Here is a 15,976-nt window from a genome sequence, read left to right on the forward strand (position 1 = left end):
CGTGCGGGACCGCTACTCCGGCGGGCCGATGTAGTTCTTCAGGCCCGGAACGGTGAGCGTGCCGCCGAACTGGCCGGCCTGGACGACCTTGACGTTCGTGAAGAACGCGAACGGGACGTTCAGGGGCGGCGGGCTGTTCGGGGTGAACTCGATCGGGATCAGACCGAACAGGTTGCCCTTGAGGCTCTCGGTGTACATCGTCACCGTGCCGCCGCGGATCTTGGACGTGGAGCCCGGACGCGACTTCAGGTGAGCGACGTTCCCCGACTTGCCGACCGTCTGGTACAGGTCCTTGATGTCCAGCGAGTCCGCGGTGAACTTCAGGACCTTCTTGGTCTTGCCACTGGCCGTCTTCACCTCGACGATGCCGTGGTAGTCCAGGCCGTAGAGGGTCAGCAGGGAGCTGTCGAGGTACCAGGGCTCGTCCGGCAGGAGCGGGACGCCCTGCTCCAGCTCGGCGTCGGCCAGCGCCTTGGCGTCGTAGGTCGGGCACGGGAAGGGCTGCTTCCCGTCCGGGTCCTTCGTCGCCTCGTCCTTGGCCTCATCCTTGGCCTTGTCCTCGTCCTCGGCCTTGGACTTGTCGTCCTTGGCCTTGTCCTCGCCCGTCTCGTTCTTGGGGTCCTTCTCGGTCTTCTTGACCTCCTCGGACAGCTCCTTGACGTCGACACCGGCCTTCTTCGCCGCTTCGCGGATCGCGTCCGCGGACGGGTCAGGGGTCGGGGTCGGGGCCGCCGTGGCGGTGCCGGACGGGGTGGGCGCGGGCGTCGGGGTTTCCTTCGCCGTCGCGTCCTTGAGGGGCCTGCCGAGCTCGTCGACGAGGTTCTTGAGCGCGTCGCCGACACCCAGCGGGTCCAGCGGGTTCGTGGACTTGGCCTGGTCCGCGTCCTTGTCCTGGGACGGCGTGGGGGCCGGGGCCACCTCGTTCGTCACCGGGGGCTTGGCCGCCGACGGAGAGGTGCTCGGCTTGGCCTTCGCGGATGCGGACGCCGACGGAGAGGGCGTCGCGCTGGGCGACGTACTCGGCGAAGGCGTCGTGGACGGCGTCGGCGACGGGGACTTCGACTCGGTCTCCGCGGGTTCGTCGGACCGCGTCACACACGGGCCGGGCGCGAAGGGGATCTCCTTGTCGTCGGCCACCGCAAGCTTCGGCGCCATACCCATCCCGACGAACACGGCCGTCGGCATCGCCGCGAGCGCCATCGTCTTGCCGACGGGTATCTGGATCTTGTTCAGCAGCGACTTCCTGGGCGCCGCGTGGCGCGGCCCCTTCACTACACGGGACTCTGCGCCAGGGGCCACGCCCCGCTGCGTCTCGTCACCCCGCACTGTTCCTCCCGCCATCGGCGTGGGCAGTCGTCTCGCTCGCGTGTGCCGTTTCCGTCGCACGGGGACCCGGAAGACCCTGGGTTTCCTGGGCGCCCATGTCCGCCATCGCGTCCGCCTTGCTCAGGCCGACGACGCCCGGCTGCTGCTCGCCCTCCTCCGCAGGCTGTCCCGGCGCCCAGGCCAGGGCGAGAGCGCCGCCGACCATGGAGAGACTGAAGCCGACGAAGAAACCGCCGAGGTTGGACACCGGGATCGAGACCAGGGCGAGCAGGATCGCGGCCACGCCGGCGAAGACACGGATGGTCTCCTGGAACCAGAGGGCCAGGCCCAGCGTGATCAGCAGTACACCGATGATCAGTGCGCCCGCGCCGCCCGTGGTGGCCATGGCGAGGCTGACGTTGCCCAGTCGGAGGTCCGCGTAAGGGAAGTATGCGATCGGGAAGCCACCGAGGAGCGTGAACAACCCGGCCCAGAAGGGACGGCGGCCGCTCCAGGCATGGAAGTGGTAGTACACCACGGTGGGCCAGGCGTCGTCTTCTGCGCGCACGTAAACCGGGGCCTGGGGGTTCATGGACAACAGCTCCCTGGAAACGGTGGTACTTGAGAACTCTGTGGAGCCCGGACGGGCGGGGGGCGACGGCTGCCGCCGCCCGCCCGTCCGGTCATGCACCGGGACGGACGGATCAGTCCTTGATGTCCTGGTAGCAGGGCTGGTCGCCACCGAGCAGCCGCAGCTTCAGGTTGGGAAGCTTGAAGGTGCCGGCCGTGGTCGCCCAGGCCTTCTGCTTCACGTCCGTGAGGATGGCCCGGTCGGCACGCTGCGAGAACGCGTACGGGCTGGAGACCGTACCGGCCTTCGGCTTGGTCTTGTGGCTCTCGTCGCCGACCGCGACACCGATGTCCAGGTTCTCGAACTCGGCGTCGGTGTCGAGCTCGGCCACATCCAGGTAGATGTTGGTCGCCACGGCCGGGGTGCCCTTGTGACCGGTCTTCAGCTGGAGCGTGATCGGCCCCAGCGGAGTCGGGGTGACCAGGGACTGGCACATGTTGGTGATCTTGGCGTTGCTGAACCCGGAGATGGTGACCGGGTGGGCCTGCGCCTTGCCGTTGGGGTCGAGCTCGTGCCCCTTGGCGATACCGCCGTACTGGATGAGGTTTTCACCGTCGAGCTTGTCGGCCGAGACCTTGAAGTCCTGGCCGGAGACGCTGAAGGACGCCGCGAGGGCACCCTGCGCCAGACCCACACCGACCGCGGCCGTGGCCGCGATGCTCGGCACCATGACGAGCGCGAAGCGCTTCCATCTGGTCCCACCACGAACCTGAGAACTCATTTCGTTCCTCCTTCTCGGACGTACATCTCCGGTCCGGGCCGTGCCCGTCCTGGGATGGGAGAAGTGCTACGTCCTCGGGAAGGAGCGCAGGCGGCCGGGCCGCGGCTGTGCCACGTCCGATACACCGGCGATCACCCCCGAGCGACAACCACTGGGCCACGCGTTCGCGCAACCTGGAGGACAGGCCCCGCCGGAGTGGCAGAGACCCCCCTGTCCCACGGCCGGTGCCACTGCCACAGGCCGACTCGGTGGGGACCCTTCACCGCGGCTCCGAGTGAGCGGCTCTGCGGGAAGGACCGAGCGTCGCCGATCGTGGTCCATTCCAGGCCGGGGCACAAGGGGGTTCGTTACTGGCGGGTAACGGCCAGATAACCTAGGTGCGACCCGCCGCCGTCGGGCAGCAACTCAGGGTGTTACCCAGGGCCACGACAGAACGGGCGAATGACGAGCACACCGGACAGTTCACGGGGTTCGATTTACTGCGAGTAACAGCGGCCGCGATTGCCAAGTTTTGGCAAAGCGCGGCCGCTGTTTATCTACGTGTCAACAAATCGCCGGAGGCCCGGCGATGCACGGGCAGCGCGTGGCGGCAGGCCCGGAGCGGCCGCGAAGCCGGTCCGGAGGCTGCCTAGAACAGCACCCGTGCGAGCGCCGTACGCGCCGCGGAGACCCGCGGGTCATCCGCGCCGATGACATCGAACAGCTCCAGCAGCCGCAGTCGCACGGCGTCCCGGTCCTCACCGAACGTGACCCGGACGGTGTCCACCAGGCGACCGAAGGCGTCCTCCACGTGGCCGCCGACCAGGTCGAGGTCGGCCGCGGCGATCTGCGCCGCCGGGTCGCGCGGGTTCTCGGCCGCCGCGGCCCGCACCGCCTGCGGGTTCATGTGCTGGACCCGGGCGAGGAGCTCGGCCTGGGCCAGGCCCAGCTTGGCCTCGGTGTTGCCCGGGTCGTCCGCGAGCACGTTCTTGTACGCCTGGACCGCGCCGCCGAGGTCACCGGCGTCGAGCGCGACGACGGCCGCCTCCAGCAGGGCGTCGTACGGGCCGGCCGGGATCTCGTCCGCGGCCGAGGCGGCCGGAGCGGCTCCCTCCGCGTCCGGGTCCACCTCGATGCCGATGATCCCGAAGCGCTCCTCGGCGACCTGGACGAGCTGGGCGAAGGTCTCGCGGATCTGCTGCTCCGGGACCACGCCCTGGAACAGCGGCAGCACCTGACCTGCGACCACGGCGAAGACGGCCGGGATGCCCTGGATCTGGAACTGCTGCATGAGCATCTGGTTGGCGTCGACGTCGATCTTGGCGAGCACGAGGCGGCCGTTGGCCTCGGTGATCAGGCGCTCCAGCAGCGGACTGAGCTGCTTGCACGGCTGGCACCACTCGGCCCAGAAGTCCAGGACGACCGGAACCTCTGCGGAGAGTTGGAGCACATCGCGTTCGAAGCCGGCCTCGTCTGCGTCGATGACGAGCGCGGACGGCGGCACGGCACCGGCGGACGGACCCGCCCCGCCGGACTCGGCGGCCCGGCTCGCCGCTTCGGCGCGGGCCTGCTCGGCCTTGGCCTTGGCCTCACCGGCCGCCTTCACCGCGGCGAGGTCGACGACGCCGCTCATGGACATGTTTCTGGGCTGCATGCGTACATCCTCCCCCGTGTGCGCGCGCCGACGAAAAAGATCGCGTGAATTGGCCGTGCCGTCGTACCGTCGCGATCGTGATGTTGAACGGCGCCGGGTCCCCACCTGGCGCCTGCAGCTCTTCGCGTGGTTGTCGCTCTTACGCTACGAGCCGTAGCGTAACTCCCCCGGCGGCCCACCGCGCCCCTCCCGGTCCCGTGATCTGAACCACAGCGGCCGGGTCGGCTACCGGCGGGTATGGTCTCGGCCATGCGCAACCCCAGCCCCGGCCGCACCGGTCGTCCCCGCAGTGCCGCCGCGGACGCCGCGATCCTCGCCGCGACCCGGGACGCGCTCGTCGAGCTGGGCTGGTCGAAGCTCACGATGGGTGACGTGTCCGCCCGCGCGGGCGTCGCCAAGACCACCCTCTACCGGCGCTGGGCGGGCAAGAACGAGCTGGTCGTGGACGCGGTCGCGGAGTTGTTCGACGCGCTCGAACTCCCGGACCGGGGCTCCCTCGAAGCGGACATCGAGTACGTGGTGCTGCAGTTCGCGGGGCTGCTGCGGCGCCCGGAGGCCCGTACCGCGCTGATGGCGGTCGTCGCCGAGTCCACCCGGGACGAGGCCCTGCGTGACCGGATCCGGTCGGCGATCGTGGACCGGCAGAAACGTCTCGTCGTACTGGGTCGCGAACGGGCCCAGGCCCGCGGCGAACTCCCGTACGAGGAGGACGAGTCCCTCGCGGGCCGCACCACGGACCTGATCTTCGACGTGATCGCGGGCACGGTGGTGCACCGCGCCCTGGTGAGCTCCGAACCGGTGGACGAGCTCTGGGTGGCCACCTTCACGGCCCTCCTGATGCACGGCCTGCGCGGCCCGGCCGCCGCTTGAACCCACCCGGCCGTCCGCTGCCGCCGCACCGTCAGAAGGTCCACACCCCGGAGCGGCGCCGGGACTCCAGGACCTGCTCCTCCAGCGCCGCGGCCCGCGGATTATACCCCGGCCAGGGCCGCCGACGGCCCGGCCAGCTCGCCCAGCGCAGCGCGTCGGCATCCTCCTCGGGCCGCAGACCGGCCGCGACGAGCGCGCCCCGGGCCACTTGGGCCCCGGCCGTGCGGTAGCCGATGTCGCGGGCGTCCGCCCAGTAGACGCCGCCGTCGGTGATCAGGACCGCGGCCTCGACCCCGTCCAGCCCCAGCTCGATGCCGTCCCGCACCGCCGCGAGGAACTCGGCGGGCAGCCGGTCCTCCCGCGCCAGGTTCAGGATCTCCGTCCCGGCCGGCCCCGGCGGCTCGAAGTCGGCGACGACGTAGGCGTAGTGGCCGCCACAGCCGCCCTTGTTCATCACCACGCGCGCACTCACGCCCCGTACGGGCACAGGAAGACCGGTCATGCCCCCACCGTACGGGGGCACGACCGGCCGTTCCGGGCCTGCAGGCCCGGGGCCCGGGCCTGCAGGCCCGGGGCCCGGGCCGTCTCTTTCGGCCTAGAAGCCCGGCGGCTCCGTGTACGTGCCCCACTCGTCGCGCAGGACGTTGCAGATCTCGCCCATCGTGGCCTCGGCCCGCACCGCGTCCAGCATGGCCGGGATCATGTTCGACCCGTCCCGGGCGGCGTCCAGCATCGCCTTCAGCGCCGCGTCGACCTTGGCGTCGTCGCGGCGGGCCTTGCGGGCCGCCAGTTCCCGCACCTGGACGGTCTCGACCTCGTGGCTGACCCGGAGGATCTCCAGGTCCCCGGTGACCGACCCGTGGTGCACGTTGACGCCGACGACGCGCTTGTCGCCCTTCTCCAGGGAGCGCTGGTACTGGAAGGCCGACTCGGCGATCTCCCCGGTGAACCAGCCGTCCTCGATACCGCGCAGGATGCCCGAGGTGATCGGCCCGATCGGGTGCTGCCCGTCGGGGTGGGCGCGCAGGCCGCGCTCCTTGATCTGCTCGAAGATCTTCTCGGCCTCGGCCTCGATGCGGTCGGTGAGCTGCTCCACGAACCAGGAACCGCCCAGCGGGTCCGCCACGTTGGCGACGCCGGTCTCCTCCATCAGTACCTGCTGCGTGCGCAGGGCGATCTCGGCCGCCTGCTCGCTCGGCAGGGCGAGGGTCTCGTCGAGGGCGTTGGTGTGCAGGGAGTTGGTGCCGCCGAGCACGGCCGCGAGGGCTTCCACGGCGGTGCGTACGACGTTGTTGTACGGCTGCTGCGCGGTCAGGGAGACGCCGGCGGTCTGGGTGTGGAAGCGCAGCCACATGGACTTCTCGCTCTTCGCCCCGTAGACCTCCTTCATCCAGCGGGCCCAGATCCGGCGCGCGGCGCGGAACTTGGCGATCTCCTCGAAGAAGTCGAGGTGCGCGTCGAAGAAGAAGGACAGGCCGGGCGCGAAGGCGTCGACGTCCATGCCGCGCGAGAGGCCCAGCTCCACGTAGCCGAAGCCGTCGGCGAGGGTGTACGCGAGCTCCTGCGCGGCCGTGGCCCCGGCCTCACGGATGTGGTAGCCGGAGACGGACAGCGGCTTGTAGGCCGGGATGCCCTTCGTGCAGTACTCCATGAGGTCGCCGATGAGGCGCAGGTGCGGCTCGGGTTCGAAGAGCCACTCCTTCTGGGCGATGTACTCCTTGAAGATGTCGGTCTGGAGCGTGCCGTTGAGGACGGCGGGGTCCACGCCCTGCCGCTCGGCGGCGACCAGGTACATGCAGAAGGCGGGGACGGCCGGGCCCGAGATCGTCATCGAGGTCGTGACGTCACCGAGCGGGATGTCCTTGAACAGGACCTCCATGTCGGCGGCGGAGTCGATGGCGACCCCGCAGTGCCCCACCTCTCCGAGGGCGCGGGGGTCGTCGGAGTCGCGCCCCATGAGGGTCGGCATGTCGAAGGCGACGGAGAGCCCGCCGCCGCCGGCGGCCAGGATCATCTTGTAGCGCTCGTTGGTCTGCTCGGCGTTCCCGAACCCGGCGAACTGCCGGATGGTCCAGGTCCGCCCGCGGTACCCGGTGGCGTGGAGCCCGCGGGTGTACGGGTACTCGCCCGGCCAGCCGATCCGCTCGAAGCCCTCGTACGCGTCGCCGGGCCGGGGCCCGTAGACGGGTTCGACCTCATCGCCGGAGAGCGTGGTGAAGTCTGCCTCGCGCTTGCGGGCCTTGTCATAACGGGCCTGCCAGCGACGGCGGCCTTCCTCGATGGCGTCAGCGTCCATACCCATGAATTTACTAGGACGTCCTAGTAAATGTCGATGGCAAACCCCCGGGGAGTCGTCCCGGGGGTGGGTGACGCTCGCCTCGTACGCGGAGGCGATCAGGCCTTGGCGGTCGCGACCGAGTCGCTGACCAGCGGCTCGACCTCGGCGCGGACCTTGCGCTCGACGAAGAAGGCGGCCAGCGGAATCGTTCCGCTGAGCATGACCCAGAGCATCTTGCCGAAGGGCCACCTGGCCTTGGAGCTCAGGTCGAAGGCGAAGACCAGATAGATCATGAAGAGCACACCGTGAGCCTGCGAGACCACGAAGGTCAGGTCGGCGCCGGTGTCGAAGCCGTACTTCGCCACCATGCAGGCACAGAGGATCAGGAGCATGACCGCGGTCACGTAGGCCATGGCGCGGTAGCGGGTCAGCACGCTTCGTTTCATGCCGACGAGCCTAGCCGTCCGTTTTGCTCGATCTTGACGCGGCCCCGGGCCCCGGCCGCGGGCCCCGCCCCCCGCCCCGGCTACTCCTCGAAGTCCGCCGCGGCCACCCGCAGCGGGCGCAGCAGCGCGAAGATCTCCCCGCACTCCTCGGCGTCGTACGCGCCGAGGCCGAAGTCGACGGCCATCAGGTCCTTCGTGGCGGCCTCGACGACCTCGCGGCCCTTCTCCGTGATGGAGGCGAGGGTGCCGCGGCCGTCGTTCGGGTTGGGCCGCTTGGCGACCAGTCCGGACTTCACCAGCCGGTCCACGGTATTGGTCACCGACGTCGGGTGGACCATCAGCCGCTCGCCGATCTTGGACATCGGCAGTTCGCCGGCCTTGGAGAAGGTGAGCAGCACCAGCGCCTCGTACCGGGCGAAGGTCAGCCCGTACGGCTTGACGACCGCGTCGACCTCGCCGAGCAGGATCTGGTGCGCGCGCATGATCGAGGTGATCGCGGCCATCGAGGGCACGGGTCCCCAGCGCTGCTGCCAGAGCTCGTCGGCGCGGGCGATGGGGTCGAAGGGAAGGCTGAGCGGCTTGGGCACGCGTCCGACCCTACCGGGAGGTCACTTCGCCGCGAGGGCCGTCTCATCCCTCAGTCGTTCCTCCTGCCGGGCGGCGGCCCGGAGTTCGGCCAGGAGCAGCAGGACGACCCCCGTACCGAGGACCCCGGCGCCGGTGACGACCTCGTGCACCGGGCGGAATTCGGCGGCGAGGCCGGCCAGGGCCATGCCGACCCCCTGGAGGGTCATCAGGCCGGTGCTGAGCAGCGTCATCGCCCGGCCGCGCAGCTCGTCGGGTACGGCTTCGACGTACCACTGGTCCAGCCCGAGGGTGTAGGCGTGGGCCAGCCCGGCGAGCAGCAGGGCGGCGAGGACCACGGGCAGGCCCGGCCGGACCGCGAAGAGCAGGAGCGGCAGCAGCCCGGCGGCGGCGAGCGGCACCACGATCCGCGATCGCGTTCGGGCGGTGAGGGCCGAGCCGGCCCAGAGCTCCCCGGCGATGGTGCCGACGGGCATGGCGCACATCATCAGCCCGAGGGCGGCGGTGCCGGCGCCGATGCCGTCCGCGTACGGGGCGAGCAGCGCCTCGGGGACGACGAGGAAGACGGGCGGCAGCCAGAACAGCAGCATCAGCGCACGCAGCCGGCGCCGGCCGAGGACGGCGCGCAGTCCGGCGAGCGGGGAGGTACGGGCGCTGCTGCGGGCGGGGCGGCTGCGCGTGCCCAGCCGCAGCAGCAGCGCGGAGCCGAGGAAGCCGGCGGCGGTGAGGGCGATGGCCGCGCGCGGCGCGAGCACGGTGAGCAGCAGCCCGCCGAGGCCGAAGCCGATGAGCTGGGCGCTCTGGGCCACCATGCGCAGCAGCGAGCGGCCCAGGACGAAGGCGTCGCCGGTGCCGAGGATGTCGGAGAGGGAGGCGTTGCGCGTGCCCTGGAACAGCGGCGCCACGAAGGCCATCGCGCAGCGCAGTACGAGGAGTACGGCGACGGGCGTGCCCGGCGCCACCATGGCGGCCGCGCAGAGCGCGCAGACGAGGTCGCACGCGACGAGCACCCGGCGGGCGGGGTGGCGGTCGGCGATCCCGGCGAGCAGGGTGCCGCCGAGGACGTACGGGAGGAAGCCGAGCGCGAAGGTGAGCGCGCTCATCAGGGGCGAGCCGGTGGTGCGGTAGACGAGGACGGACAGCGAGATCTCGGCGACGACCACGCCGAGCACGGACAGCAGGTGGGCGGCGAAGACGGTCCGGAACTCACGGACCCGGAACACGGAGCGGTAGCCCGGTGGCGGTGCGGACCGCCCGGGCGCCTGGGTGTCGGCTGGCATGGGCCCAGCGTCCCGGGCCCGGGGCCGGCACCCCAGAGATTCGGCTGTGGCCGAATGTTGGGGCAGAGTCCTTACGTCGGCGGCAGTCTCGGGGAAGGGGAGGGAGCGCCGGGATGGGGTTGCACCACTACTTCGGGCACGAGGACCTGCTGCGGTGCCGGTTCGCGCTGTCGCCCGCATGGGAGACGCAGGAAGCGGTCCGCGTACTGAAACTCACGGAACGCCAGGGCTACCACCTGCCCTGGCTGCGGCAGATCCGCGCCGCCGCCGACGGGCTGGACCTGCGGCCGCTGTGGCTGCTGATGCCGCACCGCGGGCACAATGCGGACTTCATCGGCCCACCGCCGAGCGGACCCGGGGTCTCCTTCGACGAGGAGATCGCGCTGATCCGCGGGGCGGATCCGGCCGCGGCGCGCGAGGACATCCGCAAGTCGCTGGCCAGTACGCCCGGTGCCCTCGACAGCGACCTGGGCCGGGCCCTGCTGGCCGATCCGGCCCGGGCCGTGCGCGATCTGGCCGACCTGATGGAGCGGGCTTGGAGCGTGCTGATCGAGCCGCACTGGCCGCGGCTGCGGGCCCTGCTGGAGGCGGACATCCTCTTCCACTCGCGCCGCCTCGCCGCCGGCGGTCTCCAGGCCCTCTTCGACGGGCTGCACCCGGGCCTCGCCTGGGACGCCGCCTCCCTCACCCTGACCATCGAGCGGCCCACCAGTCACCACGAGCGCGTCCTGGGCGGCCAGGGGCTGCTCCTGATGCCGAGCGCCTTCATCTGGCCGGGGATCGCGGGCGGCTTCGACCCGCCCTGGCAGCCCACCATCGTCTACCCGGCCCGCGGCATCGGCGCCCTGTGGACCCCGGCCCAGGAGAACACCCCGGACGCGCTCGCCCGGCTGCTGGGCCGGGCCCGGGCCGAGGTGCTGTGCGCGCTGGAGGAACCGGCCTCCACCACGGCGCTGGCCCACCGGCTCGGGCTGGCCCCGTCCACGGTCTCGGCCCACCTGGGGGTCCTGCAGGCGGCGGGGCTGCTCATCTCCGCCCGCCACGGCCACCAGGTCCGCTACGAGCGCACCCCGCTGGCGATCGCACTCACCACGGGCGACCCCGCCCACTGAGCCCGGCCCGCTCGGCCCATCCGGCGGGGCCCATCCCGCTCGGCCCATCCGGCGGGGCCCATCCCGCTCGGCCCATCCGGCGGGGCCCATCCCGCTCGGCCCCGCCGCCCGGTGTCGCACAGCCATGCCAACTGTCCGACATGTCAACATATCCCGGTATCTTGCTCCGCCGCCCGACCCTTCGTCCCGAGGAAGCCGGATGCCCCCCGCCGCTCGCAGGCCGCGTTTTCGCACCACCGCCCCCGTCCTCGGCCTCCTCGCGCTCCTCGCCGCGGCCCCCGCCTGCGGCGGCGAGCCCGCGCCCGAGCCGGGGACCCCCGCCGCCACGCCCGCGGCGCCCTCCCCCATCGTCGCCGCCGAGGAGTCCCCGTTCTGGGTGGACCCGCACAGCGACGCCGCCCGGCAGGTCGCCGCCTGGGAGGCGGCGGGCCGCAACAGCGACGCCCAGGTGCTGCGCAGGATCGCGGACCGCCCGCTCACCCTGTGGGGGCCCGGCGGCGACCCCGGCCCCGAGATCCGCCGGGCCAGGGCGGGAGCCCGGGCCACCGGGCGGACCCTGCTGCTCGCCGCGTACAACATCCCCTACCGGGACTGCGGTCAGCACTCGGCCGGCGGCGCCCCGGACGCCCAGGCGTACCGCAGCTGGATCGGCGCCTTCGCCGACAACATCGAGGACACCAAGGCCGTCGTCGTCCTGGAGCCGGACGCCATCGCGCACATCATCGACGGCTGCACCCGGCCCGAGCACCACGCCGAGCGCTACCAGCTGCTCTCCGAGGCCGTCGACCGGCTGAAGAAGAACCGCAACACCAAGGTCTATCTGGACGCCGGCAACCCGGCCTGGATCCCCAACCCGATGGACCTGGTCGACCCCCTTTTCAAGGCGGGCCTGGACCGCGCCGACGGCTTCGCCCTCAACGTCTCCAACTTCCAGCCCGACGCGGCCGCCCGGGCCTACGGCGCCAGGATCTCCAAGGGCACCAGCGGCAAGCACTTCGTCATCGACACCAGCCGCAACGGCGACGGACCGCTGCCCGGCAACCGCGCCCAGGCCTGGTGCAATCCGCCGGGCCGCGCCCTCGGGGCACCGCCGACCGACCGGACGGGCGACCCGCTCGTCGACGCGTACCTCTGGGTCAAGCGGCCCGGCGAGTCCGACGGCACCTGCCGCGGCGGCCCGTCGGCCGGCACCTGGTGGCCGGACTACGCCCTGGGGCTGGCCCGCCGCGCCAGGGAATGACCGGACACCTCCTACGGTGCCGCCGGCCGCGGGGCCTTGACCTGGAGCCACTTCGCCACCGAGGGCGTCCCGGCGGCGTCGGTCACGAACAGCATGTACCAGCCAGGCGGCACCAGCGTCGGGTCCTGCGGCACCTCGACCGTGACCGAGTCGTCCGTCCGGGTCAGCCCGAGCTCGATCGAGCGCTGCTCCACGTCCGTGGTGTGCGTGACCGCGCTCGGCCGCATCAGGCGGGCCCGCTCGATCCGCTCCGGGTGCGCGGCGGCGAAGGTGGCCCGTCCGTCCGCGTCGGTCTCCTCGGGCCCGTCGCCCAGGACGGGCCGCCGGGCCGGGTCCCGGTAGAGGTACGGGGGCGAGTACACCTCCAGCCGGTGCTCGAACTTGCCGAGCCTGGTGTTGTCCTTGTCGGCGAAGAGCGGGTCCGAGCCGAAGGTCGCCACCCGCCCGTCGGGCAGCAGCAGCGCCTCGGAGTGGTAGTTGCGGCCCACGGTCGGGTCGGCGGCGGCCGCGAAGGAGTCGGTGCGCGGGTAGTAGAACTGCGCCTTGTGGATGTCGCTGGCGCCCCGGCCTCGGTAGTCGGCGGAGCCGCCCGTGGTGAAGACCGAGTCGTCCGGCAGCAGCACGCTGCTCAGGTAGCGGGTGGCGCGGGGCAGCCGCGCCGAGGACCGGAAGACCGGGTTCTCCTCCTTCAGGTCCACGATCGCGGTCCGGCTGGACGAGAGCCTGGACTCGCCGACCCCGCCGCCGCCGAGGACCATCACCCGCTGGTCCTGGGCGGGTGCCAGCAGGAGCGAGGAGGAGGTCTCCAGCCGGTCCGGCTCCGTGAGCCCGCCCACCTTCTTGAACTCGTTGGTCGCCAGGTCCCACACACCCGGCTCGCGCCCCTTGGTCTTCGGGCCGTAGCCCGCGTTGGAGCCGGTGTAGAGGAGCTTGCCGCCCTGCATGAGGAAGAGCGCGGGATAGGTCGGGAAGTAGTGGAAGGGGGCCTTCGACCACTTCTTCGTCCGCGGGTCGTAGTACTCGTTGTCGCCGGGCACCACGTCGCCCACGTCGTTGAGCCCGGAGACCGCGAGCACCCGCCCGTCCTGCAGGGTCACGAGCGTCGGGTACCAGCGGGCGTCGCTCATCGGGTCGACGCGCAGGTACTTCTCCGCCTTCGGGTCGAACTCGTACGCCGACTTGATGCCCTGGAAGTCCTGTTTGTCGGCGCTCAGCCGTTCCGCGAGCCCGTAGACGTTGTCGGCGTCCTTGCCGGTCAGCCCGATCACCTCGTACTGCGCGGCCTCCGTCGTCAGCCCCTCGGCGCCGGGCTTCACCGCCTCCACGAAGACCCGTGACTCGGCGGCGGCCACGGTGGTCCGCCACGGCATGACCTGCCCGCCGCGCCCGTAGGTGATCTCGAACTTCTTCCTGGCCTTCGGCACGATCACGTCGAACTTCGCCTCGTACTCCACCCCGGACGGAGAGCGGAACCGGGTGCCCTTGCGCAGCTTGACGGCCTTGTCGGGGTTCTCGTTCTTGACCCGCATCCGGCCGCCGGCCCGGGTGACCTTCCCGTGGAGGACCTCGTAGCGGGCGGTGCCGCCGGCCACCAGCAGCCGCCCGTCGGGCAGCTGGCTGTGCCCGGCGCAGAAGAAGTCCTCCGGTGTCGGGATCTTCTTGAAGCTGTCGTCCTCCGGGTCCCACAGGACGGTCTCGAAGGTGCCCTTGTCGAAGTTCTTCTGGTTGTTGCCGCTGCCGGCGATGAGCAGCACCTTGCCCGTGTGCAGCAGCGCCGCGTGCATGGCGTTGACGCGGTACTCCTCGGGGAGCCCGACCAGGCCCCACGATCCGTACTGGATCCGGTAGCTGGTCTGCCCGATCTTGTACGCGTGGTACTTGTCCTCGGCGAAGGAGATGGCGGCGGGCGCGTTGAGCGCGACCAGCACCAGCACGGCGGCGGCGCCCAGGGCGGTCTTCTTGAACTTCTTCGACGGCCGGTAGTCCATGCTCAGTTCCCTCCTGTCGCGCGGACGTACGCCGGCTCCTCACCCGGCTCGGAGCCTCCGTCCGCCCCGCCCCCGGATCCCGGCCTGCGACGCGTCACGCACCACACGGCGACCGGGGCGAGCGCGATGGCCAGTGCCAGCACCGCCCAGACGCGCATGGCGACGTGGGTGTGGTCGAAGCGGACGGAGGCCAGCAGCGAGACGATCAGGACGGCGGCCCAGAAGAGGTGGATGCGGAAGGTCATCAGCCGGTCGGGGCTGGCGTCACCGCCCTTGGGGGTGACGACGAAACGGCCCTCGGTGCGCAGCACCGCCGAGCCGAGTGATCTGAGGTAGACGGGCGCGCAGACCGCGGACAGGGCCATGCCCGCGACGCCGCCGGAGCCGGCCGGTTCGTGGGGCGAGACGTTGTGGCGGCGGTTCCACAGGTAGAGGCCCACCTGGAGGGCGGCCGCGTCGGCGTAGAGCATCAGCCAGACCTTGGAGGAGACCTGGGTGCCGGAGGCGCCGAACCACAGGAAGAGGGCGCAGCTGAGGATGCCGAGCAGCCAGTTCACGGCGGTCATCGGGTAGTAGACGAGCATGAGCGTGTAGTTGAGCCGGCGCCCGGCGGGCATCGTGAAGAGGCTCTTGCGGTACTGCTTGAACAGGGTCTCGTAGGTGCCCCGCGACCAGCGCAGCTGCTGGGTGAAGAGGTCGGTCCAGGAGGCGGGGCCCTCACCGACGGCCAGCACGTCGGGGGTGTAGACGGAACGCCAGAACCGCCCCGTGGCCGGGTTCCTGCGGCGGTGGAGCTCGAATCCGGTGGCCATGTCCTCGGTGATGGAGTCGTAGAGTCCGCCGATCTGCCGCAGGGCGCTGATTCGTACGGTGTTGTTGGTGCCGACGAACATGGGGGCGCCGTACCGGTTGCCGGCGCGCTGGATCAGGGCGTGGAAGAGGTACTGCTGGGACTCGGCGGCCTTGGTGACGGCCTCGGTGTAGTTGCCGTAGACCTGGGGGCCGACGACAAAGGCGACGTCGGGGTCGCGGAAGAATCCGAGCATCCGCTCCAGGTAGTTCGCGAGCGGGACGTGGTCGGTGTCGACGGAGGCGAAGAACTCGTAGTCGTCGCCGTGGCGCACCAGCCAGGAGTTGTAGTTGCCGTGCTTGGTCTTCGCCCGGTGGGGGCCCTTCGCCGTGTTCCACTCGGGCACTCCCTTGCGGGTGAAGTGCCGTACGCCGAGCTTCGCGCACAGGGCCCGGGCCTCGGGGTCGTCGCCCTCGTCCAGCAGCCATACGTCCAGCGGTCCGTCGTGGCGGACGCGCCGCGCTCCCTGGAGGGTGGCCCGCACCATGGCGAGGGGCTCCTTGCCGGGGACGTAGGTCGTCAGGAACGCGACGCGGGTGCCGGGTTCGGCCGGTACGGGGACGGGGTCGCGGGCGACCATCGTGGCGTGGGCGATCGACACCACGTTGACCAGCGTGAACAGCATGATCAGCGCGATGGAGCAGAGCATCATGGCATCGCAGACGATCAGCCAGCGGGCGGCACCCTCCCGGACGGTCCAGTGGGTGGGCCAGACCAGGTAGAGCAGCAGTCCGGCCGCGGCCACCGGGGCGAGCGTCATGAGGGCGATCGCCCGTATTCGGGTACGGACCTCCTCGCGCGAGAGCAGGGAGCGGTACTCCACCCGGTGGACGCCGTCGGGGCCGGGGGCCGGCTGCGCGAACGGACCGGCGAGGCGGCTGTGTGTCTCGTAGTCGAAGCCTTCCGGCGCCACGGTCCCTCCCGGTGCTCGATCCCGAGGCCTATACACACACGAAAGGTGACAACCTCGCCGGTGTCGAACGGGGATCGGCCGACCGGGCGGTCCTTCCTCAGGTCGGGCACCGTAGGGCCGTACG

At 71.3% G+C, this 15,976-nt stretch carries 14 protein-coding genes; 3 read left to right on the forward strand and 11 right to left on the reverse strand.

Annotated elements, in window-relative coordinates:
* Nucleotides 1–12 precede the first annotated feature (12 nt).
* From ACFY04_RS23145 to ACFY04_RS23160, 4 genes are all read right to left on the reverse strand, one after another.
* Nucleotides 13–1,326 (reverse strand): hypothetical protein, encoded by a 1,314-nt coding sequence (locus ACFY04_RS23145; protein WP_389119242.1) that lies wholly within the window; start codon nucleotides 1,324–1,326, stop codon nucleotides 13–15.
* The gene (locus ACFY04_RS23150) at nucleotides 1,316–1,897 is read right to left on the reverse strand and encodes a DUF6114 domain-containing protein (protein ID WP_389119244.1); all 582 of its coding nucleotides are present in this window, start codon (nucleotides 1,895–1,897) and stop codon (nucleotides 1,316–1,318) included. The genes ACFY04_RS23145 and ACFY04_RS23150 overlap by 11 nt, the downstream gene beginning before the upstream one ends.
* 112 nt (nucleotides 1,898–2,009) lie before the next feature.
* On the reverse strand, nucleotides 2,010–2,657 hold the full coding sequence (locus ACFY04_RS23155) for a DUF6230 family protein (protein WP_389119246.1): 648 nt from the start codon (nucleotides 2,655–2,657) through the stop codon (nucleotides 2,010–2,012).
* Nucleotides 2,658–3,285: 628 nt separating this feature from the next.
* Nucleotides 3,286–4,290, reverse strand: coding sequence for a tetratricopeptide repeat protein (locus ACFY04_RS23160; protein ID WP_389119248.1), 1,005 nt, complete (start codon nucleotides 4,288–4,290; stop codon nucleotides 3,286–3,288).
* A gap of 249 nt (nucleotides 4,291–4,539) precedes the next feature.
* Here ACFY04_RS23160 and ACFY04_RS23165 point away from each other — a divergent pair, with 249 nt between their 5' ends.
* Complete coding sequence (locus tag ACFY04_RS23165) at nucleotides 4,540–5,160, forward strand: TetR/AcrR family transcriptional regulator (RefSeq protein ID WP_389119250.1); 621 nt, start codon at nucleotides 4,540–4,542, stop codon at nucleotides 5,158–5,160.
* Between the two features lie 31 nt (nucleotides 5,161–5,191).
* Here the strand turns inward: ACFY04_RS23165 and ACFY04_RS23170 are convergent, their stop codons facing one another.
* From ACFY04_RS23170 to ACFY04_RS23190, 5 genes are all read right to left on the reverse strand, one after another.
* Nucleotides 5,192–5,662: a hypothetical protein gene (locus ACFY04_RS23170; protein ID WP_389119252.1), complete on the reverse strand. Its 471-nt coding sequence runs from the start codon at nucleotides 5,660–5,662 to the stop codon at nucleotides 5,192–5,194.
* A gap of 93 nt (nucleotides 5,663–5,755) precedes the next feature.
* Entirely contained in the window at nucleotides 5,756–7,456 is a 1,701-nt protein-coding gene (locus ACFY04_RS23175; RefSeq protein WP_376114550.1) for a methylmalonyl-CoA mutase, read from the reverse strand.
* A 98-nt stretch (nucleotides 7,457–7,554) separates the two neighbouring features.
* A complete protein-coding gene (locus ACFY04_RS23180; RefSeq protein WP_389119254.1) occupies nucleotides 7,555–7,884 on the reverse strand; it encodes a DUF3817 domain-containing protein in 330 nt (109 codons plus the stop codon).
* Between the two features lie 80 nt (nucleotides 7,885–7,964).
* A complete protein-coding gene (locus tag ACFY04_RS23185) occupies nucleotides 7,965–8,471 on the reverse strand; it encodes a MarR family winged helix-turn-helix transcriptional regulator (protein WP_301366411.1) in 507 nt (168 codons plus the stop codon).
* 21 nt (nucleotides 8,472–8,492) lie between these two features.
* Nucleotides 8,493–9,749, reverse strand: coding sequence for an MFS transporter (locus ACFY04_RS23190; protein ID WP_389119256.1), 1,257 nt, complete (start codon nucleotides 9,747–9,749; stop codon nucleotides 8,493–8,495).
* A 113-nt stretch (nucleotides 9,750–9,862) separates the two neighbouring features.
* Here ACFY04_RS23190 and ACFY04_RS23195 point away from each other — a divergent pair, with 113 nt between their 5' ends.
* Together ACFY04_RS23195 and ACFY04_RS23200 are read left to right on the forward strand one after the other, a co-directional pair.
* Nucleotides 9,863–10,861: a DUF5937 family protein gene (locus tag ACFY04_RS23195; protein ID WP_389119258.1), complete on the forward strand. Its 999-nt coding sequence runs from the start codon at nucleotides 9,863–9,865 to the stop codon at nucleotides 10,859–10,861.
* 199 nt (nucleotides 10,862–11,060) lie between these two features.
* A complete protein-coding gene (locus ACFY04_RS23200; protein ID WP_389119260.1) occupies nucleotides 11,061–12,101 on the forward strand; it encodes a glycoside hydrolase family 6 protein in 1,041 nt (346 codons plus the stop codon).
* Between the two features lie 11 nt (nucleotides 12,102–12,112).
* Here ACFY04_RS23200 and ACFY04_RS23205 read toward each other — a convergent pair whose 3' ends face one another.
* Both ACFY04_RS23205 and ACFY04_RS23210 read right to left on the reverse strand, forming a co-directional pair.
* The gene (locus tag ACFY04_RS23205) at nucleotides 12,113–14,089 is read right to left on the reverse strand and encodes a galactose oxidase-like domain-containing protein (protein ID WP_389119261.1); all 1,977 of its coding nucleotides are present in this window, start codon (nucleotides 14,087–14,089) and stop codon (nucleotides 12,113–12,115) included.
* Between the two features lie 2 nt (nucleotides 14,090–14,091).
* Nucleotides 14,092–15,852 carry a glycosyltransferase family 2 protein gene (locus tag ACFY04_RS23210; protein WP_389119263.1) on the reverse strand — a complete coding sequence of 587 codons (1,761 nt, stop codon included), beginning with the start codon at nucleotides 15,850–15,852 and terminating at the stop codon, nucleotides 14,092–14,094.
* Nucleotides 15,853–15,976: the final 124 nt, after the last annotated feature.

Source organism: Streptomyces sp. NPDC001549, from assembly GCF_042894025.1.
GTDB lineage: Bacteria > Actinomycetota > Actinomycetes > Streptomycetales > Streptomycetaceae > Streptomyces > Streptomyces kutzneri.

What these genes read in the sequence shown, in the direction of transcription:
- ACFY04_RS23160 (WP_389119248.1), bottom strand. Translation starts at nt 4,290, where the DNA reads ATGCAGCCCAGAAACATGTCCATGAGCGGCGTCGTCGACCTCGCCGCG.
- ACFY04_RS23170 (WP_389119252.1), bottom strand. Translation starts at nt 5,662, where the DNA reads ATGACCGGTCTTCCTGTGCCCGTACGGGGCGTGAGTGCGCGCGTGGTG.
- ACFY04_RS23190 (WP_389119256.1), bottom strand. Translation starts at nt 9,749, where the DNA reads ATGCCAGCCGACACCCAGGCGCCCGGGCGGTCCGCACCGCCACCGGGC.
- ACFY04_RS23150 (WP_389119244.1), bottom strand. Translation starts at nt 1,897, where the DNA reads ATGAACCCCCAGGCCCCGGTTTACGTGCGCGCAGAAGACGACGCCTGG.
- ACFY04_RS23180 (WP_389119254.1), bottom strand. Translation starts at nt 7,884, where the DNA reads ATGAAACGAAGCGTGCTGACCCGCTACCGCGCCATGGCCTACGTGACC.
- ACFY04_RS23175 (WP_376114550.1), bottom strand. Translation starts at nt 7,456, where the DNA reads ATGGACGCTGACGCCATCGAGGAAGGCCGCCGTCGCTGGCAGGCCCGT.
- ACFY04_RS23155 (WP_389119246.1), bottom strand. Translation starts at nt 2,657, where the DNA reads ATGAGTTCTCAGGTTCGTGGTGGGACCAGATGGAAGCGCTTCGCGCTC.
- ACFY04_RS23165 (WP_389119250.1), top strand. Translation starts at nt 4,540, where the DNA reads ATGCGCAACCCCAGCCCCGGCCGCACCGGTCGTCCCCGCAGTGCCGCC.
- ACFY04_RS23200 (WP_389119260.1), top strand. Translation starts at nt 11,061, where the DNA reads ATGCCCCCCGCCGCTCGCAGGCCGCGTTTTCGCACCACCGCCCCCGTC.
- ACFY04_RS23195 (WP_389119258.1), top strand. Translation starts at nt 9,863, where the DNA reads ATGGGGTTGCACCACTACTTCGGGCACGAGGACCTGCTGCGGTGCCGG.
- ACFY04_RS23205 (WP_389119261.1), bottom strand. Translation starts at nt 14,089, where the DNA reads ATGGACTACCGGCCGTCGAAGAAGTTCAAGAAGACCGCCCTGGGCGCC.